This window comes from Paenibacillus sp. MER 99-2, assembly GCF_023714095.1.
Classification (GTDB): Bacteria; Bacillota; Bacilli; order Paenibacillales; family Paenibacillaceae; genus Paenibacillus.
The window spans coordinates 667380-691207 of the sequence record NZ_JAMAUZ010000002.1 but is presented as its reverse complement, the minus strand read 5'-3'; the positions used below and the strand labels follow the sequence as shown (position 1 = coordinate 691207).

The following is a 23828-nucleotide window of genomic DNA, read 5'->3' as shown; positions in this document are numbered from 1 at the left end:
GAAATTATTGGGTAAAGAAGAGAGAAATCAACTTTAAGGAGGAATTTTGCAATGAGAGCTGTTACGTTTCAAGGTATTAAGGATATTCAGGTGAAGCAGGTTGAAGATCCACGTTTGGAACAAAAGGATGACATTATCGTTCGCATTACCTCCACCGCAATATGTGGGTCTGATCTTCATATTTATCAGGGGGCTCTCCCCGCGCAAAAGGATTACGTTATCGGTCATGAACCCATGGGCATTGTGGAAGAGGTTGGTTCCGAAGTAACGAAGGTGAAAAAAGGAGATCGCGTCGTCTTGCCTTTTAACGTCTCCTGCGGAGACTGCTTTTATTGCAACCACGACATGGAGAGCCAATGCGATAATTCCAATCAGAATCCGGAAATTCATACCGGTGGTTATCTCGGCTTTACCGATCGTTACGGTAATTATCCCGGAGGGCAGGCAGAGCTGTTGCGTGTACCGTATGGGAATTTCATGCCATTTGTTATTCCTGAATCATGTGAATTGGAGGACGAGGCACTATTGTTCTTATCCGATGTGCTACCCACTGCATACTGGAGTGTAGAGAACGCTGGTGTAAAACCTGGGGATACCGTTACAGTGTTAGGAAGTGGTCCCATCGGGCTCATGACACAGAAATTCGCTTGGATGAAGGGCGCGAAGCGAGTTATCGCTGTGGATCGTCTTCCCTACCGACTGGACAAGGCCAAACGCATGAATGATGCAGAAGTATATAATTTTGAAGAATACGATGATATGGGCGAGTATATCCGTGAAATCACTCAGGGAGGTACTGACGTTGTCATCGACTGTGTTGGCATGGACGGCAAGAAGTCGACGCTAGAGGAAATTGGGCAAAAGCTTAAACTTCATGGCGGTTCGCTCGGAGCCATTGAGATTGGCATGAAGGCCGTGCGGAAATTCGGTACTCTTCACCTTACCGGCGTCTACGGTTCCTCTTACAACATGTTCCCTCTGGGGAATCTGTTTGAACGAAACATCAATATAAAAATGGGACAAGCTCCCGTTATTCACTATATGCCAAAATTGTTCCGTAAAATCACGGCTGGAGAGTTTGATCCAACGGAGATTATCTCCCACCGCATTGCGCTAGAAAATGCCAGCGAAGCCTACAAAATCTTCAACGATCATGAAGACGAGTGTACCTAAAGTCATCTTAAAACCGTAAATCAGATGTAGCTTAACATAGATCATGAACTGAAAATGAACTCTATCCCAAAATAGGTAGACGCCCCATACAGATGATGGGTATGTCTACCTATTTGTCTTGGAAAATTAAACTAGAATAAGTACCTAAGATTACCCTCAAAGTATAATCACTGTGTGTACCAGTGGAATAAACTCACTTTACAAACTATTAAGGTTTACGAGCCTGAATGTACACACTTTCTCCCTCAAAGCTTAGTAAACTCCCATCCGCTGATTTTTCAAGCTTAAAGTACTTATGAATCTGTTCTTCAGCATGTAACATGCTGGATTCCAACTCTCTCATTGCCTCTGCGGGCAAGGCAGCACGTTCACACCAGTCCGTAAACTGGAAAGGCTTCTCAAAGGTCACCATAGCGTCAATCCGGAAGCCTGCCTTTTCGAACATCGAGATCCATTCTGACTTACGCCAAGCACGACCGTGACTTGGATCACGCCATTTCTCAATATCATTATAAAAACGGTCATAAACATCACTTTCAGGTGCAACGTTATCAATGAACAGCAACTTACCACCTGGCTTCAAGACCCGTAATGATTCATTAACAAAAGCAGCAACGTCCGGAAAATGATGTGCAGCAATCCGAGAGGTTACGCGATCAAAGGTATTGTCCGGGAAAGGAAGCTGCTCCGCATCACCTGCTACAAAATCGACATTGGTATGTCCATTCCCATGAATAAATTGCTGGGCTACCTGTAACATTTCCTCGGTTAAATCTAATGCAGTCACACGGCTTACAAGCGGTGCCAATGCGTTCGCAACATGTCCTCCACCTGTAGCAATATCAAGTACGTTCATCGAAGAGTTCACTTCAGACGATGCAACCAGCCATGCTAGATCCTCACCCTTGGCATGCCGAGCACTCGTTACATACTTGTATGCATTACTGGCAAACTGCTTTTGAACCTGTCCTTTGATCTCATTAGACATAGAATGTCCTCCGTTCTGTTTGGTATGACTTCGCTGGATTTACACCTTAATGCATTTTCTTTTGTTTCACTACTTTTATGTTTCATTGTATGAAACTAAGTTTCATTAATTAACTACTAAATCATAACATACCCCTGAACAAAGTAACAATCAAAAAAAGAGCACCTTCCGAGTAAACGTTACTCAGAAAGTGCTCATTTAATTATTAAGCTATTGTTGAACTTGTTTTATTATTTTACAACCTTAGGCAATTTCGACTTCCACAATCCCAGAATCAGACCTGAGATCACTGCACCAATTGCTACTGCAAGCAGGAACAACAGGGCATGGTTTGCCAAGAATGCAACGAAGATTCCTCCGTGTGGAGCCGGTACGTTAATACTCCATAATTGTGTCAGTCCACCCGCAACAGCCGAACCAAGGATGCAAGATGTCAGTACACGAAGCGGATCTGCAGCTGCAAATGGAATAGCACCTTCTGTAATGAACGAGAATCCCAGTACGTAGTTCGTCAAACCAGATTTACGTTCTTGATCTGTAAACTTAGATTTGAAGAATGTTGTTGCTAAAGCAATCGCCAATGGTGGTACCATACCGCCTGCCATAACAGCAGCCATCCAAGCACCATCTGTGTTACCACTGGATGTGAAGACACCAATCGCAAAAGTATATGCCGCTTTATTGAACGGTCCACCCATATCAATGGACATCATGCCACCAAGCAACAAGCCAAGCAGTACTGCATTACCTGTACCAATATTACCAAGTGCATCAACAAGCCATGTGTTCAGGGAACCGAAGATTGGATCAAAGATATAGTAACTCACGGCACCCACGATCAACAGACCAAGCACCGGGTACAACAGGATTGGTTTCAGACCATCAATTGCTTTTGGCAATCCTTTGAGTGCCTTACGCAGCCCAATGATGACATAACCTGCTAGGAAACCGGCAGCAAGTCCGCCAAGGAAACCAGCATTAGAGTTCACGGCCATCAAACCACCGACCATACCTGGCATTAAGGCTGGACGATCACCGATACTCATCGCGATAAAACCAGCAAGGACAGGGATCAAGAAGTGGAATGCACCTGTGCCACCACCGATTGTTTGCAGCAATTGTACAAGTGGGTTTTCCGGGCTTGCAATTTGCTCAATCAGGAAGGAAATCGCCAGCAGGATACCACCACCCACGACGAATGGAAGCATGTGAGAAATCCCGTTCATCAGGTCTTTGTAGATTTTGCTACCTACACTCATTTTACCTGCTGTGGCTTCGTCATTCTTGCCAGCTGCACCCTGACTACGATAGATCGGTGCATCGCCGTTAACGGCCTTGCGAATCAGTTCTTCGGATTTGCGGATACCGTCACTTACAGGTCTTTGCAGAACCGGCTTCCCATCAAAACGAGCCATCTCTACATTTTTGTCTGCTGCCACGATAACGCCTTTGGCACGAGCAATTTCATCAGCAGTCAGAACATTCTGAGCACCTTCAGAACCATTCGTCTCTACACGGATGTTAATGCCCATCTCTTGTGCTTTTTTCTTAAGTGCATCTTCTGCCATAAACGTGTGGGCGATGCCTGTTGGACACGCCGTAACCGCAACGACAAAGTCCTCAGAGTCAGCATTCCCAACAATCACACCAGAGTTTTGCTCTTTGTTAGCTGATGCATTAGCTGCCGCTGCGGCCGCTTTCTCTGCTTTTGCTTTCTCTTTAGCTTCCTCTTTCTTCGCCTCTTCAGCTTGCTTGGCATCGAACAATGCGCTAACTTCTGCCGGTGTATCCGTGCTCATCAACTGCGAGATGAAATCGCTATCAATCAACAACCTGGAAAGTGCAGCAAGTGTACGCAAATGTGTATTACCCGCACCTTCTGGTGCTGCAATCATAAAAAACACATGAGCTGGCTCGTCATCCAATGCTGCAAAGTCAAGACCTTTACGGCTTTTTGCAAATACAACCGTTGGTTCATTAACTGCGGATGTTTTGGCATGTGGCATAGCAATTCCGCCGCCAATACCTGTGCTGGATTCAGCTTCACGTTTATAGATCATCTCTTTGAACAATACGGGATCATTGATTCGTCCACTTTTGTTCAGACTCGCAATTAATTCATCAATCGCTTCATCTTTTGTTGTCGCTTGTAAATCCATGATCATCGTTTCTTGGATCATCAGATCTGTTATTCTCATTTTGGTACACTCCCTTAGGTTCAGTCGACCTGCATTCGCAGGCCGATCATGTATACAATGCAAACCTTCTGTAGATCAACTAAATTTTAGTAATGCTGACTTGCGTGCGTAATTCATCGATAAGATCTCTAGTGGCAAGGTCATCAGAGAACGCAGTAGCACTTCCAGATGCAACACCTGTACGGAAGGCTTCCAGCAAATCACCGTTCAGAACGTAAGTACCCACAAATCCACCAATCATGGAATCTCCGGCACCTACCGAGTTTTTAACGACACCTTTTGGAACATTGGCATGATGAACCTCTTCCTGCGTAATGAATAGTGCTCCCTCACCAGCCATGGAAATAAGGACATGCTTAGCGCCTGCTTCTAATAGTCTGCGACCATAGGTTATGAGTTCTTCACGCGTTTCAATCGTTACGCCGAACAGTTCTGCAAGTTCATGATGATTCGGCTTCACAAGCAATGGTTCATGGACAAGAGCCTCCATCAACGCCTTGCCTGTTGTATCAATTACGAACTCGGCGCCAGCTTGTTTACATACCTTGATCAAACGATCATAGAAATCAGACCCTAGAGCAGGTGGTACACTTCCCGAAAGAATAACGATATCCCCTTGCTGTAGTCCTGACATCTTCTGAAGCAATTGCTCTGACTCTTCGGAGCTAATCGCAGGCCCTAGTCCGTTGATCTCTGTCTCCTCACCATGCTTCAACTTAATATTGATGCGTGTGTCATCTGAAATGGTAACAAAATCAGTGCGGATCGCTTCTTCCTGCAATCGATCATTAATGAAACGTCCTGTGAACCCACCAAGGAATCCAAATGCTGTGTTTGTGGCACCAAGCTGATTCAGAATGCGGGATACGTTAATCCCTTTACCACCCGGAAGTTTCAAGTCCCGGTTCATTCGATTCAGTCCACCAAGTTTCAGATCATCCACTTCCACGATATAATCGATGGAAGGATTAAGTGTTAACGTATATATCATGTTATCCCTCGATTATTTTAGTTTTCTGGGCGATTAAGAGCCGCCAGTGTTCTGGTAACTGCTCCGTAATCAGATCTGCCTCTTCCAAATCAAACAATTTGGCAAAAGTTATTTCCCCGATTTTGCTGGAGTCAGCCAGCACGTAAGATTTTCCCGACAACTGATGTGCACGCCTTTTAATCAAGGCTTCCTCCGGATCGGGAGTTGTATACCCCATTTCGGCATCTACCCCGTTCGTTCCAAGGAAACATTTATCGAAGCGGAAATTATCCATGTTCTGTAACGCAATACTGCCTATCACAGCTTTTGTATGGATTTTCATCATGCCCCCAAGCAGGTAGCTACGAATCCGCTTGCTTACCAAGGCTTCTACATGAGAAAGTCCATTCGTCACAACCGTGACATCTTTTGCTTCAATAAATGGAATCATGGCAAGGGTCGTTGTCCCTGCATCGAGATAGACACATTCGCCATTTTGGATTTCCTGAGCAGCCAAACGAGCAATCGTCACCTTCTGTTGGATGTTTTTGAACGTTTTCTCTTCCATGCCAGGTTCCAATGACTTCTCATTCACCAATGCAGCGCCGCCATGAATTCGCTTGAGCATCTGACGACTTTCCAAATCGATAAGATCACGCCTGATTGTTGATTCAGAGGCGCCAAGTACATCGACAAGCTCCTGTAATTTCACAATTCCCTGTAAATGTAAGCGCTCTATAATTGCAGCATATCGTTCTTCAGTCAGCATCTTCATTCCTCCAACTGCTTCTATAGTATCATAAATCCAGCAAAAAACAATCATTTTCATTCAAAATAATTTATAAACCTTCAAAAACATGCAAATTTCGACGTGCTAACCTTTCAATATTGAACCATAATAACCCCAAACGTTCAAATTCATTCAAAACCTGAACGATATAGATTCTATAATAGAACGATAAAAATCCTGAAATGCAACGTTCTGCTGCACTACAGGATTTCCCTTTATCCATTCATCTGCGGTTTAGGCTTAAGCCACTGCCCCTCTTCATTGATGAACGCACCTTTGTAACGTCCCATCTCCAGTTGCTCAATCAGCTTACCCTCGTCGATTGCCAAAATTTCTGCCAACTGGGCTGACGTGTAGTATTGATTTGGATCATAGTTTATAAGTATAGGCACAGCAGTATCATATAATTCTCTGATCAAATTCTCGAATGAACTTCGTCCAAGGTTCTCCATATTCTTAAAATCATTCAAGTATTGAGACACCAGGTTGTGAAACGACTTATTCCCCAGATTCATCCATACGGTATTACATGCCTGAACACTCATGTAGTTTTTCTCTACATCGAAAAATTGAACCTCTTCAATCTTCATATACTTTTCTTGAAAGGCAACGATTTTAATAATCGGTACGTTACGCTGCCGCGAAGCTTTTTTTAGATGTGCTCTGAATTGTTCATAACTCATTTGAACCTCAACCATGTCTAGTACATACACCTGCCTTCTAACGTGTTCCAATCGACATTTTACAACAAATCGTCGGGAAGTGTAAGATTATTGCACAAAAAAAGCAAAAAAACGTATGCTGATTCCTCGCACACGTTTAGTATACTCAACTAAATGTATTCTGAAGTTACTGGGTAATATTAAATGATTCGAGTCTCGAACAGACCTAAATCACTCTACAAATTCCTATCGCTTCAAAATGACTTTCATTTCAGTGAAGCATTCTCTGCCCATGTGGCTGTGAACTCCTGCTCATTATAAGCAAAAAAGCGTTGTAATATCATATCTCGATCGTCCAAAAAGAGCTGATCCGCTATGGCGGATACTAACTTCGGGATTGCACTTCTGGTTCCCGATATAGCCGACGCGGATAAACCGCAGCTTGCCAGTGCAGAATAATTGAACACAAAGAGTCCGTGTAACTGAGAAGCTCCCTCCTCATCTCGACTTGTCAACGCAAAGCCTGGAGTTAAATAAGGGTGGGCATCAAGTAAAGCATTCCGATGTTCTACAGGTGCCTCGTAACGGTCTTCCCAGCGTGCTATATGCCCTTCCACTAATTTCAGCTCTGGACGAAGAGCCGGATCACTGATTAAGCCTGTGCTAATCACTAGAAAATCAAACGTGAAGCTTCCTTGCTCTGTTGTGATAATTACCTCATTGCCTTGAACCTGGACATTCTGCCATGGCGAGTTCAGATGTAGTCTGAATCCAGGCCAGACCGCTGCTCGATTAAACGTATCATTCGTTGGCGGCTGATTAAACTTGAAGAAATGTGAGATGACCGCATATTTATCTGAAGTAGGCAGGGCATGGAAACGTTCAATCATGCCTGACTGCTCCATCTGACGAATCGGATTCACACGGGGAAGCTGTTCTCGGCGTACGAATACATGGGCTTCTGCCACACCGGTAGCGAGCGCATGGCTTGCATTATCAAAAGCAGAGGCGCCCCCACCAAGCACAGCAATCTTTTTCCCCTTCATTCGTTCAAAATCAATCACTTCAGAAGTATGTGCATACAGCTCCCGAGGCAACTTATCTGCAATCATCGGCGGCACATGCCACTCGCCTCCCCCTTGAATTCCAGTCGCAAGCACCACTTTACGTGCAAGGATGATATCTTTCTGTCCTGCTCTATTTACCCGAAGTCGGTATACTCCATGTTCCGTAGGCTCAACCAGTGTCAATTTCACCTCATTCATCACAGGAAGCTTCAATACTTTCCGGTACCAGCGTAAATAGTTCATCCAATCCCCACGGGGAATTTTATCTACCTCTTCCCAGCCATCACGCCCGGTCTGCGCTTCCCACCAGGAACGAAAGGTTAACGATGGGATGCCCAGATCAATGGAGGTCAGATGTTTAGGCGTACGCAACGTAACCATTCGGGCATAAGTCTCCCATGGCCCTTCGAATCCAGCTTCGTTCTCGTCAATAACAACGATGTTGGAGATTCGTTCACGAAGAAGGCCAAACGCAGCCCCAAGTCCACTCTGTCCCCCGCCCACAATAACGACATCATACACATGACCTTCTGTATGTTCTCTTGTACACGTCCAGTCTGCACCACCATATGACAAACAAGCAAGATCATGCATAACACGTTCATTCAATGTTTCAAGGCTCACAACGCATCAACCCTTTCCTGGTGCAAGACTGTCAGTTTATTTTTCATTCATTGTTCGTTTTGTTCGTTTTGTTCGTTTTGTTCGTTTTCCTCATTATTTCTCATGTCCGTATGGAAATAGATTAGCGTTATTATATGAGTTGTGATACTTCATTTGAAGTTGATGATAGATTTCTTGTCATTAAGTCTAAAAATAAGGATCATACTTGTTAATTTACACGAAGCACCTCATCAAAGATGGAGATAGCTGGTTTACTTTTCTTCCTCGTACAAGTAAGTCTACAAATACAAAAAAGACAGACCAAGAAATTACCTTGATCTGTCTTCACTATGAGTCCAATGCTCCGTCTGTTTACGGCGCTGCACTTTTTCAATAATTAATTTCTCAGGTGTCACGTCATTGCCCAGTGGATCGACAACGGACACGCCTAACATGGTTGTAAGTACTTGACCTCGAATCGCCTGCAAATACTCTTTTCTCAGTTCTTGCTGTTCTTGTTGTTCTGCTTGCGTCAGCCCAGTGCTGCTACGTTGTTTTCTACTTAATTCGTTGATACGTCCCAAAATAGGAATCATGACATTCACCTCACTTTTGTTACTGCAATGTTCAAACAGATATTTCGAATATCTTCAAACTAAGTTAATACAACTTTACGGATTTGTCTATAGGCTCATGACTCTGAAGCAGTAATCAGGTCATCTGGTGTACTGACCATACAATTCCATTTGTTGCACCGCTACCTAGATTTAACGTGACCGTCAATCCATTTGCAGCATAGAACAACCCAATCACATCTCCTGCGTTTAATTCCACTTCCACTGCTAATGTAACCGAACTGCTTCCTAGGACCGCGCGTAGCGTTAGTAGTGTAACCGCCACATTCAAAATCGGTAATAATCCACTCACCAGTGTCGTTACTGTGGGGGATGTTCTTTGGACAAGAAAAGCAGGGTTAACCCCAGCACCTAACGATAAGGCTATGGCCGCGGTCGTTGCATAATTGATTGTAGCTTCAATAGAATACCTTCCCGTCACGGGAACTGTATAATTGCCTGTCGTTGCATTAAAGTTGGCATTGCCGTAATAAGGACTAGTAGTCGTCCAGTTGGTTAACTGAGTACTTGTTGCTGTAGAAAGAGTTGCAAGGAATGCAGAGAATCCTTGTGTGGCAAAGTTCGGTCCCGTCGCACCTGTTGCTCCTGTACTTCCCGTTGCACCAGTTATACCTGTGGTTCCTGTGGTTCCTGTCGCGCCCGTTGTTCCCGTCGTTCCTGTAGTGCCGGTCGCACCTGTTGCTCCTGTTATACCTACTCCCGTACTTCCGATTACTCCGGTGGCTCCCGTCGCTCCTGTAGTGCCCGTTGCACCGGTTGCTCCGGTTATTCCGACACCCGTAATTCCCGTTGCTCCGGTGACCCCTGTCGTTCCTATAGTACCGGTCGCACCTGTCGCTCCGGTTATACCCACACCTGTACTTCCTGTTGCTCCGGTGGTCCCCGTCGTTCCTGTAGAGCCCGTTACACCAGTTGCTCCTGTTATTCCGACACCCGTACTTCCCGTTACTCCAGTGACTCCCGTCACGCCTGTAAAGCCGGTTGCACCAGTCGCTCCCGTTACACCTTCACCCGTACTTCCTGTTATTCCTGTGAACCCCGTCACGCCTGTAGTACCAGTTGTACCAGTTGCTCCCGTTATCCCTACTCCTGTACTTCCTGTTACTCCGGTAACTCCTGTCACGCCTGTAGCACCGGTCGCACCAGTGGCTCCGGTTATACCGACACCCGTGCTTCCTGTTGCTCCAGTAACTCCCGTGGCACCTGTTGAACCGCTACTTCCTGTTGTACCTGTAGCACCGGTCACACCAGTTGCTCCTGTTATACCTTCACCCGTACTTCCCGTTGCTCCGGTAACTCCCGTCGCACCTGCAATGCCGGTTGCACCAGTTGCTCCCGTTATACCAACACCTGTACTTCCTGTTACTCCGGTAACTCCCGTCGCACCTGCAATGCCGGTTGCACCAGTCGCGCCTGTAGTGCCGGTCGCACCTGTCGCTCCCGTTATTCCCTCACCCGTACTTCCTGTTACTCCCGTGAGTCCAGTCACGCCTGTATTCCCTGTAACTCCTGTCGTTCCGGTACTTCCAGTTGAACCCGTTATTCCTTCTCCTGTAATTCCTGTTGCTCCAGTGACTCCCGTCACGCCTGTAGATCCGGCCCCACCTGTCGCTCCAGTTTCTCCGGTTACTCCGGTGATGCCAGTTGTTCCTGTACTTCCCGTTACTCCAGTGACTCCCGTCGCGCCTGTAGTGCCAGTCGCACCCGTCTCTCCTGTTATTCCTTCTCCTGTACTTCCCGTTACTCCGGTGATCCCCGTCGCACCTGCAGTCCCGGTTGCACCCGTCGCTCCCGTTATACCTACACCTGTACTTCCTGTTGCTCCTGTGTTTCCTGGTCCTCCCGTGGTTCCTGTACTCCCTGTAGCTCCTGTTGTGCCGGTGCTTCCAGTTGAGCCGGTATCACCTGTCGTTCCTACCAAACCTGTGGCTCCGGTTGCTCCTGTTATTCCCACACCTGTGCTTCCCGTTGCTCCAGTGTCTCCTGTCGCACCTGCAATACCGGTCGCACCCGTCTCTCCTGTTATTCCCACACCTGTACTTCCCGTTACTCCGGTAACTCCTGTCGCACCTGCAGTCCCAGTCGCACCAGTTGCTCCCGTTATTCCTACTCCCGTACTTCCTGTTACTCCGGTGATCCCTGTCGTTCCTGTAGTACCGGTCGCACCAGCTGCTCCCGTTATTCCTTCTCCTGTACTTCCCGTTGCTCCAGTGTCTCCTGTCGCACCTGCAATACCGGTAACTCCTGTCGCTCCCGTGAGTCCCGTCACGCCTGTAGTGCCAGTCGCACCTGTCGCTCCCGTTATACCTTCACCCGTAATTCCCGTTACTCCGGTGAGTCCCGTCACGCCAGTAGTGCCAGTCGCACCTGTTGCTCCTGTTATTCCTTCACCCGTACTTCCGGTTACTCCAGTGACTCCCGTCGCTCCTGCAGAACCAGTTGTGCCGGTTGCTCCTGTTATACCCACACCCGTAATTCCCGTTACTCCGGTAACTCCCGTCGCACCTGCAATGCCGGTTGCACCAGTCGCTCCTGTAATACCGACACCCGTACTTCCTGTTGATCCGGTAACCCCCGTCTCACCTGCAGTACCAGTTGCACCAGTTGCTCCCGTACTTCCCGTTGCTCCGGTGATTCCCGTCGTGCCAGTAGTGCCGGTCGCACCTGTTGCTCCGGTTACACCTACTCCCGTACTTCCAGTTACACCGGTGGCTCCCGTCGCTCCTGTAGTGCCCGTTATTCCGACACCCGTACTTCCTGTTGATCCGGTAACTCCCGTCACGCCTGCAATGCCGGTTGCACCAGTTGCTCCCGTTATACCAACACCTGTACTTCCTGTTGATCCGGTGACTCCCGTCGCACCTGCAGTCCCGGTTGCACCAGTTGGGCCTGTTATTCCTATTCCCGTACTTCCTGTTGTTCCGGTAACTCCCGTCTCACCTGCAGTACCGGTTGCACCAGTTGCTCCCGTTATTCCTTCACCTGTACTTCCTGTTGCTCCGGTAACTCCTGTCGCACCTGCAGTCCCGGTTGCACCCGTCGCTCCTGTCGCACCTGCAGTCCCGGTTGCACCCGTCGCTCCTGTCGCACCTGCAGTCCCGGTTGCACCCGTCGCTCCTGTCGCACCTGCAGTCCCGGTTGCACCCGTCGCTCCTGTTATTCCTTCACCCGTGCTTCCGGTTACTCCGGTAACCCCAGTTGTACCTGTAATGCCGGTCGCACCAGTCGCTCCTGTTATACTTACTCCTGTACTTCCCGTTGCTCCGGTGATCCCCGTCGGGCCTGTAGTACCGGTCGCACCAGTTGCCCCGGTTATTCCTACTCCTGTACTTCCTGTTACTCCAGTAACTCCCGTCTCACCTGCAGTGCCGGTCGCACCAGTTGCTCCCGTTATACCTTCACCCGTACTTCCCGTTACTCCGGTGACTCCCGTCTCACCTGCAGTGCCGGTCGCACCAGTTGCTCCCGTTATACCTTCACCCGTACTTCCCGTTACTCCGGTGACTCCCGTCGTTCCTGTAGTGCCCGTTATACCGATACCTGTACTTCCGGTTGCTCCAGTGTCTCCTGTCGCACCTGCAGTCCCGGTTGCGCCTGTCGCTCCCGTTATACCTATACCTGTGTTTCCCGTCGCTCCAGTGTCTCCTGTCGCACCTGCAATACCGGTCGCACCTGTCGCTCCCGTTATACTTTCACCCGTACTTCCTGTTACTCCAGTAACTCCCGTTGTTCCTGTAGAGCCAGTCACACCAGTCGCACCTGTTATACTTTCTCCTGTACTTCCTGTTGCTCCAGTGACTCCCATCGCACCTGTTGCACCACTACTTCCTGTTACACCAGTTAAACCTGTGCTTCCTGTCGAGCCCGTTGTTCCTGCAGTGCCGGTTGCACCCGTCGCTCCTGTTATTCCTACACCTGTACTTCCCGTCGCTCCAGTGTCTCCTGTCGCACCTGCAATACCGGTAACTCCTGTCGCTCCCGTGAGTCCCGTCACGCCTGTAGTGCCAGTCGCACCAGTTGCTCCTGCTATTCCTACTCCCGTACTTCCGGTTACTCCAGTGACTCCCGTCGCTCCTGCAGAACCAGTTGCGCCTGTTGCTCCTGTTATTCCTTCACCCGTGCTTCCAGTTACTCCGGTAACTCCCGTCTCACCTGCAGCGCCAGTTGCACCCGTTGCTCCTGTTATTCCTTCACCTGTACTTCCTGTTACTCCGGTAACTCCCGTCGCACCTGTTGCACCGGTCACACCAGTCGCTCCCGTTATACCCACACCTGTACTTCCTGTTACTCCGGTAACCCCAGTTGTACCTGTAATGCCCGTCGCACCATTCGCACCTGTTATACCCACACCCGTGCTTCCGGTTGCTCCAGTAACTCCCGTCGCGCCTGCAGTACCTGTTGCACCAGTTGGGCCTGTTATTCCTTCGCCTGTACTTCCCGTTGCTCCGGTTACTCCGGTTACTCCCGTCGCGCCTGCAGCGCCAGTTGCTCCCGTTATACTTTCACCCGTACTTCCGGTTACTCCAGTGAATCCCGTTGCTCCTGCAGCGCCAGTTACACCAGTAGCTCCCGTTATACCCACACCTGTACTTCCTGTTGCTCCTGTGACTCCTGTTGTTCCTGCTGTGCCCGTTGCACCAGTCGCTCCTGTTATTCCTTCACCCGTACTTCCTGTTACTCCAGTGACTCCTGATGTTCCTGTAGAGCCGGTCGCACCAATCGCTCCTGTTATTCCTTCGCCTGTACTTCCCGTTGCTCCGGTGACTCCGGTGACTCCCGTAACACCCGTAGTTCCAGTCGCACCGGTCACTCCCGTTATCCCTTCTCCTGTACTTCCTGTTGCTCCGGTAACCCCCGTTGCACCTGCAGCACCAGTTGCACCAGTTGCCCCTGTTATACCCACACCTGTACTTCCTATTGCTCCAGTGACTCCCGTCACGCCTGCAGTACCCGTTGCGCCAGTTGCACCAGTCGCTCCTGTTATACTTTCACCCGTACTTCCGGTTGCTCCGGTGACTCCCGTAGTTCCTGCAGTGCCCGTTGCACCAGTTGCTCCCGTTATACCCACACCCGTACTTCCTGTTGATCCGGTTACTCCCGTCACGCCTGTAGCACCGGTCGCACCAGTGGCTCCGGTTATACCAACACCTGTACTTCCTGTTACTCCAGTTACCCCTGTTGTGCCTGCAGTACCTGTTGCACCAGTCGCTCCCGTTATACCCACACCCGTGCTTCCGGTTGCTCCAGTAACTCCCGTCGCGCCTGCAGTACCTGTTGCACCAGTCTCTCCTGTAATACCGACACCCGTACTTCCTATTGCTCCGGTAACCCCCGTCGCACCTGCAGCACCAGTTGCACCAGTCACTCCTGTTATTCCTTCACCCGTACTTCCGGTTACTCCAGTGACTCCCGTTGTTCCTGTTGTTCCGGTAACTCCCGTCACGCCTGTAGCACCGGTCGCACCAATGGCTCCGGTTATACCGACACCCGTGCTTCCGGTTGATCCGGTAACTCCCGTCGCACCTGTAGCACCTGTAGTTCCAGTCACACCAGTTGCTCCCGTTATTCCGGTTACTCCAGTAACCCCTGTTGTGCCAGTCGCACCAGTTGCTCCTGTTATTCCTACGCCCGTACTTCCTGTTGCTCCGGTGACTCCCGTTGTTCCTGTAGTACCGGTTGCACCTGTTGTTCCCGTTATACTTTCACCCGTATTTCCAGTGACTCCAGTACTTCCTGTTGCACCCGTTGCCCCTGTTATACCGACACCTGTACTTCCTGTTACTCCAGTGACTCCCGTCGCGCCTGCAGTACCGGTTGCACCAGTTGCTCCCGTTGTGCCTACTCCCGTACTTCCTGTTGATCCAGTGACTCCCGTCACGCCTGTAGTTCCAGTCGCACCGGTAGCTCCCGTTATACTTTCACCTGTACTTCCGGTTACTCCAGTAACTCCCGTTGTTCCTGTAGAGCCGGTCGCACCAGTTGCTCCCGTTATACTTTCGCCTGTACTTCCGGTTACTCCAGTAACTCCCGTTGTTCCTGTAGAGCCGGTCGCACCAGTCGCTCCGGTTATTCCTTCACCCGTGCTTCCGGTTACTCCGGTAACTCCCGTCGCGCCTGCAGTGCCTGTTGCACCAGTTGCCCCCGTTGTTCCTTCACCCGTACTTCCGGTTACTCCAGTAAATCCCGTTGTTCCTGTAGAGCCGGTCGCACCAGTCGCTCCTGTTATTCCTTCACCCGTGCTTCCGGTTACTCCGGTAACCCCAGTTGTACCTGTAATGCCCGTCGCACCAGTCGCTCCTGTTATTCCTTCACCCGTACTTCCAGTTGCTCCGGTGACTCCCATAGTTCCTGTAGAGCCAGTTGCACCAGTCGCTCCTGTTATACTTTCACCCGCACTACCTGTTGCCCCGGTGACACCTGTTGTTCCTGTAGTGCCCGTTGCACCAGTTGCTCCTGTTATACCCACACCCGTAGTTCCTGTTAATCCGGTGACTCCCGTGGCACCTGTTGAACCACTACTTCCTGTTACAACGGTTAAACCTGTGGTTCCTGTCGCGCCTGTAGTTCCAGTGATTCCTGTTATACCTATAGTACCAGTCGCGCCCGTAGCTCCGGTTACTCCAGTAATACCAGTAACTCCTGTTGAGCCGGTAACACCGGTCGTACCTACCAAGCCTGTAGCTCCCGTTTTTCCGGTAGTACCAGTTGCTCCAGTACTTCCCCTAATCCCTGGATAACCTCGTGGTCCTCGAAGGAGAAGAATTCTGTGGCTTTTCTTCTTTTTACGTTTACACCTGTTTACGTGAGATAACTTCTTTTTTTTCTTTTGGATGAAGCGCACTGTTGATTTTTTAACTTTTCGTCTGCCTCGGCGGCTTGAAACATTTTTGCACTTCTTTTTATATGAATAGCTCATCAGATCATCCCTCCTTCTTGTACTCCACGTCCAATCTCCGAATTTGGCAATAGTACACTCTATGCAAGGGACTTGCTCTGTGCGTCATTCATATTAAAAACCAAAATACTCCATCATTTCAGTGTGCCCGGATTAGTACCGTACATTTTTCTGAATCTGCTGATGAAGTAACTTGTATTCGTGTACCCTACCTGATGAGCCGCCTCTGATACACTAACTTTGCCACTTTCCAACAACTCGTGCGCTTTCTCCATTCGTTTCTCAATGACATATGCATGAATGGACTTCCCGTATTGCTGCTTGAATGCTCGTTTCAGCTTATTTTCATTCATCATTGCGGGTCGAACCAACTCCGGAATCGTAGGTGAATCTGCATAACAAGCATTTAGTATTCGCTTTACCTCCTTCAGCCCAGCCCGGTCGGAATCACTTAACTTTATCTCTGGCAATTGCGGCTGTGGGCGATCGGTCAGCTCTCCAGTAAGCACGACGATTAATTCCGTCAACTTGGCTTGCAAATAATGTTCACGAAGGTCATCAGAATATGTACATCCCAGCATGTCCTGTATAACACGACGGGCTACAGGCGGGATGTCCATTCCGGCTATTCTAGGCACATGATTGAAGTTGCTAATTGCTCCGGTCTCCCGAATCTTCTCGAACAGTATGGAACAGAATCCAGGAGCGATCTGGAACCCCATTTGCATACTGCGCTCATTTTCTTCATATGTATTGGTCGCCGCATATGCACCACCATCGTATATCCCGAAATAATTCTCTGGTAAAAGATGCTCACGCCCCGTATCTCGATTGCGCCATCTCTGCTCACCCATAAGGTTAAAAGCAAGCACAACCCCTGCATGTTCACCTTGCTCGTCTACGAATGTATTCCGGCGTGGGGTAAGATCTGACCATGACCATGTGGCTTGTGATCCCAGCCTTAACGATTGAAACAGCCCACTCCCTACATGTTCTGGAACATCAAATGTCGTCATGTGCATCCTCCTTTTTCAGCTATTCAAGCTCCCGATTGAGCTAACAAGTGCATCAGCAGACCATGTAACATATACATCAACAAGATCCTTTAACTTGTAATCATATCTAACCTCGACAAGGAGCAGTTCACATGGAATCCCTAGATCATATTTATTACGTTGCACTCACCTTTCACATCCCCAAGCAGAGGCTTAAACCATATCGCACATACCTTGAAACCCAAGTTATTCCCGTTTATAAGCGCCATCGGAATACGATGATTTCAGATTATAAATTGTACACACAAAAAATAACGACTGAAAAACACGGTGATTTTCCCGTATGGAACATTCTACATGTTCTGCAACTTCATCATCGCGAGCAAGTCGATTCGCTTCAGAACGAACTAGATCGTATACAACCGTTTCCTGAAGCTGTCGTCGTTCGTCAGGAATTGCTCTCCAGTACGCCACGTAGCCATTTCCCTATTCAAAGTGAACAAACCCGCAGACGCTGGCTTAAGCCGCTGCAGGTTGTTGAATATGTTGATGTGGAGTTCAATAAATTGGAACAATTCCGCGACATCATGATGCAGCGAAATGGACCAGCCATGCATTTTATTTGTAATGAACGAAGATGGTGCCATAGCTTCTACGCACTGGAGACTGAACAGGTATGGACTCATCATCCAGACTACCCTTGGTGGAACCAGCTTCATATTATTGCGCTATATCCGGAAGCCCCATTTAAGTATAAAAAAGATTTTGGACTTGGTCTGGCTAGAGCCTCAGATATTACTTTTGAAGAGAACATGGAGCAGTTGAAACAGATTCGCACAATGCGGTACAAATGTATTAGCTCACGATTGTAGAAGATTGCGCAATCGGGATTCCGAATCTAACTTCGGGCAACTGTTGCAGTATCCATGCGCATGACTGCCGCTTCCAACCTGATAGGCCAAACAACAATATCGGCGTATCAAAAGCGGCTGTCCTTGCCACCTGGGATGCTCGAAACATTTTAGCTTACTCGCAAACGGAGATTCTGTATCACCTTGCGGAGCAACCCATACGCTGCGATCCTCTTGTATTCGTGTTAATCGTTCAGCCGTTTTCCATATGCTTTCATCATGGATCATTTGTGCATACAGCTGTTGCACATTGTGTGCAATAAGTGCCCACATGACCTTCTCACTCGCTCCCGTATCATCAGCTACACCCTTAAAGATCGTTTCCAGATGTAGCTGCAGTCTTCCTTTAAGCATGGTGAGCTGAGATCTTCGCTTAGTAAGATCTGCATTTGCAACTAAGCACTGCTCCAACTGACTCTCATAACGCATTCTTCCTGATCCAGTCAGTTCCACACGTACAACATCGTTTTCAATTTGGAGTAAGGTGTCATACAGACTGAATGCAGAGACGACAGCCAGAACCCATACCGAATAACGCTTCGCAAAAAGTGTGCCAACAGCAGCACTTCCCGTGCCTCCAAGTTTAAGCCCCTGCTGTGTAGCCTGTTCACGTAGAAACGATTTTCGTCGCTCCTCATTGAGCAGATCTTTCACCGTAAAGGAATACTCGGAAGTCTCCCATGAATTTCTAATCTTCGTCACAAAAAAGTGTTGTAATGCCTCAACTAGCTCGGAGTGTTTCGGAGCTGAATCTTGATCTGAACCTGGATAACGTCCCATCTATTGAATCATATCTTCAATTTCGTTGATAATCTCACTACGTCCGATAACTCCCCAGCCCTTGAACAACCAGAAGGAATCCGTTGTATAGACCTGATCCGCAACGACCGCAGGGACACTCTTCCAAAGGGAGCTTTCGTTAATGCCATTTAGATAATCCTCAGCGTTTGGGTCAACCTCCAGAACTACAAAATCAGCATCAATATCTGCAATCTTCTCCATAGACAGATCCTCACGTTGTTCGGCTGGTGTCACTCCAGTAGGTTCAAATCCAAGATCATGATACAACAGCGTATTGGTTGGATGTCCTTTTGCCGCATAGATCTGTAATGTTTTCTCTCTTACACGCAGATAAGCTAATTTCTTCTCATCCATTTGTTCAATTTTTGCTTTAAGCTGGCTGGATTGTTGTTCCACTTCAGCAATTTTTGTTTTGGCCAGATCGACCTTGTCATACATCCCTGCAATAGTTAACAAGTCCTGTGTCCAATAGGTGGTATCATCCGTATAATCCAGCCATTCGGTACCAAGTACGATGGTCGGCGCAATTTTCTCCAACTGCTCATACGAGTTCTCAGCAGTTCGGCTCTCAATTAAGATAACATCTGGATCAATCTGAAGAATAGCTTCTAAGTTAGGGCTGTCTGCAGAACCTACGATTGGAACTCCAGCCAACTGATCTGCAAGATAAGGAAGGTAATCTCCTCCATAACGCACTTCTACATTAACACCTGCTGGCTTCTCACCTATCGTCAACATGTGATCAATATAAGAAGCAGACAAGACGACCATACGATCAATTTTTTGTGGTATAACTGCTGTTCCTTTAAGATGTTCAATCGACTGGGTACCACTCTGTTCTGCCGATGTGTCCTGATCCTGAGGTGTAGTCTCCGCTACTTCCGACGTTTTCCCGCATGCCGCTAGAACAAACACAAGCAGGGTTATCAGTACGATCCATGATGCTCTCTGTCTAAACATTCTAGTAAAACCCCTCTACTATTTAATAATAATAATCATTATCACTATAGTAGGGAAAAGAGTTCTTGCTTACCATGGATTATTTCACTCTCTTCACTTGGACAATATCACCGTGCAGTAATACCAAGCTGCTCCGCTACATATCTCATAGACCACATGCGACCTGTGGGCCCTAACGTTTTGAAGAAGATATCCTCTGCATTGTATACACGACCCTCTTGAACTGCCTTCAATGCTAGCCACTCAGCCGAACTCTGCAACTGACGAAATTGAGCGCGAGCCTCAGCCGTCGGATCAACCATGACAAAAATATGATCTGCCTCATATAAGCGCAAAGCATCAAATTGAGTTTCAACAGCCCACTGCTTCTCTGGAAATCGATATGGCAAATGAAACCCTAGATCATCGTATAGTAAAGCCCCTGTCTGGCTATTGCGTCCATACATTCGGTAAAACCTCGCGGTCACCCGAAGAAACATCACACGCTGCTTTCCCCATCTCGATTGAATGCGCCCTCGAAGCAGCTGACTTAGTTCTGCATGCTCTTCAATCCACCGCTCAGCCTGTTCAGTTCGTCCCATAATGTCAGCCATGTACAGAAGCCTTTCATCAAAATGATTACTGTGTTCCAGCAGAGTCGTAGGGGCAATGTGATGCAGTGCTTCATTAGGCTCTAGTCGGTCACTCGTAATGATTAAATCTGGTTGCAACCTTCGCAGCTTGTCGTAACTCTCATCGAAGCTGTTTAACATAATCCCCTGATGACGATGTGCTTGGAGCATAGGAATAGCAACTGGATGTGCCACTCTCTGATCGTAGGATAGAGCGGATACCGGCGTCAGACCAAGCGTAATGACGTAATCATCCAACCCGTAATACGTGGTAGCGATACGATTTACTTTCTTTTTCATATACAGGGTTGGAGCAATGCCTTCCTTCTTCTTGAACATCCTGCTGAAATAATGCTCGTCCTTATAACCGACCTGCTCTGCGATCGCTTTAATCTTATCGGAGGAGAACAGCAATTGTTTGGCTTTAGCCATACGTCGTTTCAATATATATTCCATTGGCGTCATATGAAGTTGCCGTTTGAACGTTCTGGTAAAATGATTCATGCTAAGCCCCGCCATTTGGGCCATCTGCTCCATGCGAAGATCTTCGGTATAATGATCCTTCATGTATTCAAGAGCCAGATCCATACCTGCGACAGGTGGAGCTGCTTGCTTGACCTGATTCATTAGCTGTATCAATAACTGGTGCACAAGATGCTTCCTACGTAGATTTACTGGACTCTCTGTAGGACGTTTACCACTTACCAGTTCATTCATAAGCTCATGAATATCTTGTGTATTGGAAGACATGTGAAGCTTGCCCATAACAGGAAAATCAAACGTGGACGCATGCCAATTATTCTGACTGCGAGTAAGTGCCACACACGAAAATAAAATGATCTGATATCGGACGGGTGCCTCCGTATACGTCTGGAGCTCCACATGCATGCCAGGCTTTAACAGGAACCATTCCTCTTGTGACACTGTATGTACAACGTCATTAATCATAAGAGTTCCCTTTCCAGCGATAACTCTACATATGGCAAATCTATTCCAGGTTCTTCGCTGAATTTCTCCCGGCTTGCTGCCGTATTGACGGACATGCACAGCAGAGAAATACAGCTGCTCCAGTCGTTTTATCCAATCCATTTCTTCCATGCTGACTTCCTTTCCTGTTTGGATCAAATTCACTAATCCATGAATAACAATCTACTTTTTGGCATTCAGTAACAGATTCTTGATTGTATCTAGCTGCAATTCCAGGGAGTATGGATCTTCCATCACGAATTCGTCCCCTTTGTCTCCGAAGGAGCCATACGCATAGACCTGTCCTTTCTGCACAGCAGGAAGGTGTTTCCATACTTCACTGTTCAATACTTCATTAGCCCCTTCATCTTGTGAACCATATATGAAGACATGATCTCCAATGTACTCGGGCAGTACCTCAAGAGAAATATTCACGAATCCTTCCTTCATATCTAGCGCTTGCTGAGTAGGCGGAAGCTTCAACATATCATAGATGGTAGAACTGCCGTAATTTCCACCTTCTGCCGCCATAACATACAATGCTTTATTACCAACCTGTACGATGGATACGGTCTCACCGTCTTTGATAATTCCATCAATCTGCTGCTTCGCTTCTTCGACGTCTTCTTGGTACGCAGTAATCCACTTCTCCGCTTCCTGCTCTTTCCCAAACACACCAGCGATTCGGCGCAGCTTCTCCAGTGGCCCTGAGGTCGTCTCCCCTTCCCAATAAGGTAAAAAGACGGTCGTCGCAATTTTCTCATAATCCTCGATATTTTTGTCAATTGAACCAATAATAAGATCTGGCTCAAGTGAAACCAACTTCTCCAGATTCATCGGGAATTCCCCGCCCAAATCTTCAATGCCTGCGATAATATCTTCGGAGATACCGGACTTCTCGATCCACGATTCGTTTAGCATAAATGTTCTCACACCGATAGGGATGATGCCGAGCTTCAACAAGTATCCCATATATTGATCTGAGGCTACACGCTGCGGATTGGCTGGAATGACAACATCACCTCGCAACGTTGACACTGTCCGCGTCTCTGCGGACGTAGCTGATTTTCCGTCCGTCGTTGCCTGATTACTGGATTGTGCCGTAGATGTAGTCGTTGCTGGTTGCGTATTGCTTGCAGACGGTGCAGGACTTGAACAAGCCGCGAGCAAAAGCGTGAAACATAGCAACATCGACAATGCTGTCATTTTAAATTTTCCTTGCATAAATAATTCCCCTCCAACATTCTTATGATATTGATAATCAATATCATTATAAAGGTGAGAATTAAGAGGTTGAAGGGCATTTTCTTGCATCAAATGGGGCAAATCATGCTTTTTTTGAAAAGTAATCGCTTGTTTGGCTCCATTCATACGCTGTTTCTTTTTGTATTGCAGAGGTGAAAGTCCCTGGATCTTCTTGAAGCTCCTACTCAGTGAATGGGCGTCTGGATAACCAACCTGTTCGGCAATCTGTTGCAACGTCGCATCGGTATGAGTCATTAGGTATGCAGCTCTCTCAACACGTCTCTGTGCCAGATATTGAATAGGGCTGACATTTAACTTTTGTTTAAATAGTCTAGACAAGTGCCCCACACTACATTCCAATTCCTCCCCCATCTTGTCCAAACCAAGAGGTTCATGTAGATGCGTGTTCATATATTCGACCGCTCTTGTCACCAAATCCGGTTTGGAAGGCTGAATAGACCGTTTATGTAAATCCTCCAATAAAGCGTAAACCCACTGCTGGAATAACACTTTGGCATGTAGTTTAGCCAGTTTGCTAGGCTGCTCCCACTCCCAATAAAGTGCTTCAATACATTGATACATATCCAGCGGGTTGGCAGGAATCATAGCGAACTGATCCTGGAATGGACGCTCATGCTCCATCAGATATTGGACTTCCATACGACAGGGCAATGTTAGAACCGCTTTGTACAAAATCATATAATAAGCAACACCTGAATCGGTCTCTATCTCTAGCGCGGCAAGCTTACCTCCATGAACGACATGGAAACCATCGATAATATAAAGCTGTTGATCCATTCTTACCCTTGCGGTTCCGTCAATCATATATAAGTAAGTACTTGCGGGCAATTGATAATGGCTTAGCTTCTCTCCAGGTTCTAAAGTATTTTTTCGAACATCCAAAATTTTGATAAAAACATGATTCCATAGAAGGATATGATCATTTAAATTCATCTTTTTCGTAAATTCTCCTGTCCAGGCACAGCTTTTAACGTTATACCTTAACTATAAGGAACCGGTCTATACGTATTGTTCGAATATATAGACTTCCTTTTATTATAGTTTAAATGATAATAATTCTCAATGAAATACAGCCAATATGTTTGCCTTCAAACGGATAAACTACATCCACATAGATATTTCAGCTGCGTACTATACAAACTCCATCTTTTGTTAACCTGTTGCAAATCCATAAAAGGCATGATATATTAATTGAGCCGTCAATGATTGATGCCTCAAATATTGATCCATCAATGATCGACAGCAGCCAACGTAGTAATCATTAGGCAATGGCATTGTATACTGGCAACTTTAATTATTTGTTAACATACGCCGTTGTTCATGATTCAGATTCACCC

At 47.4% G+C, this 23828-nt stretch carries 14 protein-coding genes and 1 pseudogene; 2 read left to right on the top strand and 13 right to left on the bottom strand.

What is annotated here, in order from left to right; translation table 11 throughout:
* Positions 1-51: 51 nt before the first annotated feature.
* Positions 52-1192 (top strand): annotated as a pseudogene (locus tag M3636_RS14125) (zinc-dependent alcohol dehydrogenase).
* A gap of 189 nt (positions 1193-1381) precedes the next feature.
* Here the strand turns inward: M3636_RS14125 and M3636_RS14120 are convergent.
* The 9 genes from M3636_RS14120 to M3636_RS14080 all read right to left on the bottom strand — a co-directional run bounded on the left by M3636_RS14120 (position 1382) and on the right by M3636_RS14080 (position 16997).
* Entirely contained in the window at positions 1382-2161 is a 780-nt protein-coding gene (locus M3636_RS14120; RefSeq protein WP_128101221.1) for a class I SAM-dependent methyltransferase, read from the bottom strand.
* Between the two features lie 230 nt (positions 2162-2391).
* Positions 2392-4359 (bottom strand): PTS fructose transporter subunit IIABC, encoded by a 1968-nt coding sequence (locus tag M3636_RS14115; protein WP_251382944.1) that lies wholly within the window; start codon positions 4357-4359, stop codon positions 2392-2394.
* A gap of 79 nt (positions 4360-4438) precedes the next feature.
* On the bottom strand, positions 4439-5350 hold the full coding sequence (gene pfkB / locus M3636_RS14110; protein ID WP_251382943.1) for a 1-phosphofructokinase: 912 nt from the start codon (positions 5348-5350) through the stop codon (positions 4439-4441).
* 1 nt (position 5351) lies between these two features.
* On the bottom strand, positions 5352-6098 hold the full coding sequence (locus M3636_RS14105; RefSeq protein ID WP_128101218.1) for a DeoR/GlpR family DNA-binding transcription regulator: 747 nt from the start codon (positions 6096-6098) through the stop codon (positions 5352-5354).
* 236 nt (positions 6099-6334) lie between these two features.
* Positions 6335-6817: a hypothetical protein gene (locus tag M3636_RS14100; protein WP_128101217.1), complete on the bottom strand. Its 483-nt coding sequence runs from the start codon at positions 6815-6817 to the stop codon at positions 6335-6337.
* A 230-nt stretch (positions 6818-7047) separates the two neighbouring features.
* Positions 7048-8472, bottom strand: coding sequence for an NAD(P)-binding domain-containing protein (locus M3636_RS14095; RefSeq protein ID WP_353056293.1), 1425 nt, complete (start codon positions 8470-8472; stop codon positions 7048-7050).
* 308 nt (positions 8473-8780) lie between these two features.
* Complete coding sequence (locus M3636_RS14090; RefSeq protein WP_251382942.1) at positions 8781-9047, bottom strand: DUF896 domain-containing protein; 267 nt, start codon at positions 9045-9047, stop codon at positions 8781-8783.
* A gap of 115 nt (positions 9048-9162) precedes the next feature.
* Complete coding sequence (locus M3636_RS14085; RefSeq protein ID WP_483311520.1) at positions 9163-15759, bottom strand: beta strand repeat-containing protein; 6597 nt, start codon at positions 15757-15759, stop codon at positions 9163-9165.
* 356 nt (positions 15760-16115) lie between these two features.
* Positions 16116-16997, bottom strand: a complete 882-nt coding sequence (locus tag M3636_RS14080; RefSeq protein ID WP_186323521.1) for a helix-turn-helix transcriptional regulator — start codon at positions 16995-16997, stop codon at positions 16116-16118.
* A 131-nt stretch (positions 16998-17128) separates the two neighbouring features.
* Here M3636_RS14080 and M3636_RS14075 point away from each other — a divergent pair, with 131 nt between their 5' ends.
* Positions 17129-17848: a hypothetical protein gene (locus M3636_RS14075; protein ID WP_251382941.1), complete on the top strand. Its 720-nt coding sequence runs from the start codon at positions 17129-17131 to the stop codon at positions 17846-17848.
* On the opposite strand, the gene M3636_RS14070 is transcribed toward M3636_RS14075, so the two are convergent.
* The 4 genes from M3636_RS14070 to M3636_RS14055 all read right to left on the bottom strand — a co-directional run bounded on the left by M3636_RS14070 (position 17837) and on the right by M3636_RS14055 (position 23424).
* The gene (locus M3636_RS14070) at positions 17837-18667 is read right to left on the bottom strand and encodes a (2Fe-2S)-binding protein (RefSeq protein WP_251382940.1); all 831 of its coding nucleotides are present in this window, start codon (positions 18665-18667) and stop codon (positions 17837-17839) included. The two genes, M3636_RS14075 and M3636_RS14070, sit on opposite strands and share 12 nt — an antisense overlap.
* A complete protein-coding gene (locus M3636_RS14065) occupies positions 18668-19648 on the bottom strand; it encodes an ABC transporter substrate-binding protein (protein ID WP_251382939.1) in 981 nt (326 codons plus the stop codon).
* Positions 19649-19755: 107 nt separating this feature from the next.
* Positions 19756-21357, bottom strand: a complete 1602-nt coding sequence (locus tag M3636_RS14060) for an AraC family transcriptional regulator (protein WP_251382938.1) — start codon at positions 21355-21357, stop codon at positions 19756-19758.
* A gap of 51 nt (positions 21358-21408) precedes the next feature.
* Complete coding sequence (locus tag M3636_RS14055) at positions 21409-23424, bottom strand: AraC family transcriptional regulator (RefSeq protein ID WP_251382937.1); 2016 nt, start codon at positions 23422-23424, stop codon at positions 21409-21411.
* Positions 23425-23828: the final 404 nt, after the last annotated feature.

Bases quoted from the DNA above. Each gene is read 5' to 3' on its own strand.
- M3636_RS14120 (WP_128101221.1), bottom strand. From the start codon at position 2,161: ATGTCTAATGAGATCAAAGGACAGGTTCAAAAGCAGTTTGCCAGTAAT.
- M3636_RS14115 (WP_251382944.1), bottom strand. From the start codon at position 4,359: ATGAGAATAACAGATCTGATGATCCAAGAAACGATGATCATGGATTTA.
- pfkB (WP_251382943.1), bottom strand. From the start codon at position 5,350: ATGATATATACGTTAACACTTAATCCTTCCATCGATTATATCGTGGAA.
- M3636_RS14105 (WP_128101218.1), bottom strand. From the start codon at position 6,098: ATGCTGACTGAAGAACGATATGCTGCAATTATAGAGCGCTTACATTTA.
- M3636_RS14100 (WP_128101217.1), bottom strand. From the start codon at position 6,817: ATGGTTGAGGTTCAAATGAGTTATGAACAATTCAGAGCACATCTAAAA.
- M3636_RS14090 (WP_251382942.1), bottom strand. From the start codon at position 9,047: ATGATTCCTATTTTGGGACGTATCAACGAATTAAGTAGAAAACAACGT.
- M3636_RS14080 (WP_186323521.1), bottom strand. From the start codon at position 16,997: ATGACGACATTTGATGTTCCAGAACATGTAGGGAGTGGGCTGTTTCAA.
- M3636_RS14075 (WP_251382941.1), top strand. From the start codon at position 17,129: ATGGAATCCCTAGATCATATTTATTACGTTGCACTCACCTTTCACATC.
- M3636_RS14070 (WP_251382940.1), bottom strand. From the start codon at position 18,667: ATGGGACGTTATCCAGGTTCAGATCAAGATTCAGCTCCGAAACACTCC.
- M3636_RS14065 (WP_251382939.1), bottom strand. From the start codon at position 19,648: ATGTTTAGACAGAGAGCATCATGGATCGTACTGATAACCCTGCTTGTG.
- M3636_RS14060 (WP_251382938.1), bottom strand. From the start codon at position 21,357: ATGGAAGAAATGGATTGGATAAAACGACTGGAGCAGCTGTATTTCTCT.
- M3636_RS14055 (WP_251382937.1), bottom strand. From the start codon at position 23,424: ATGAATTTAAATGATCATATCCTTCTATGGAATCATGTTTTTATCAAA.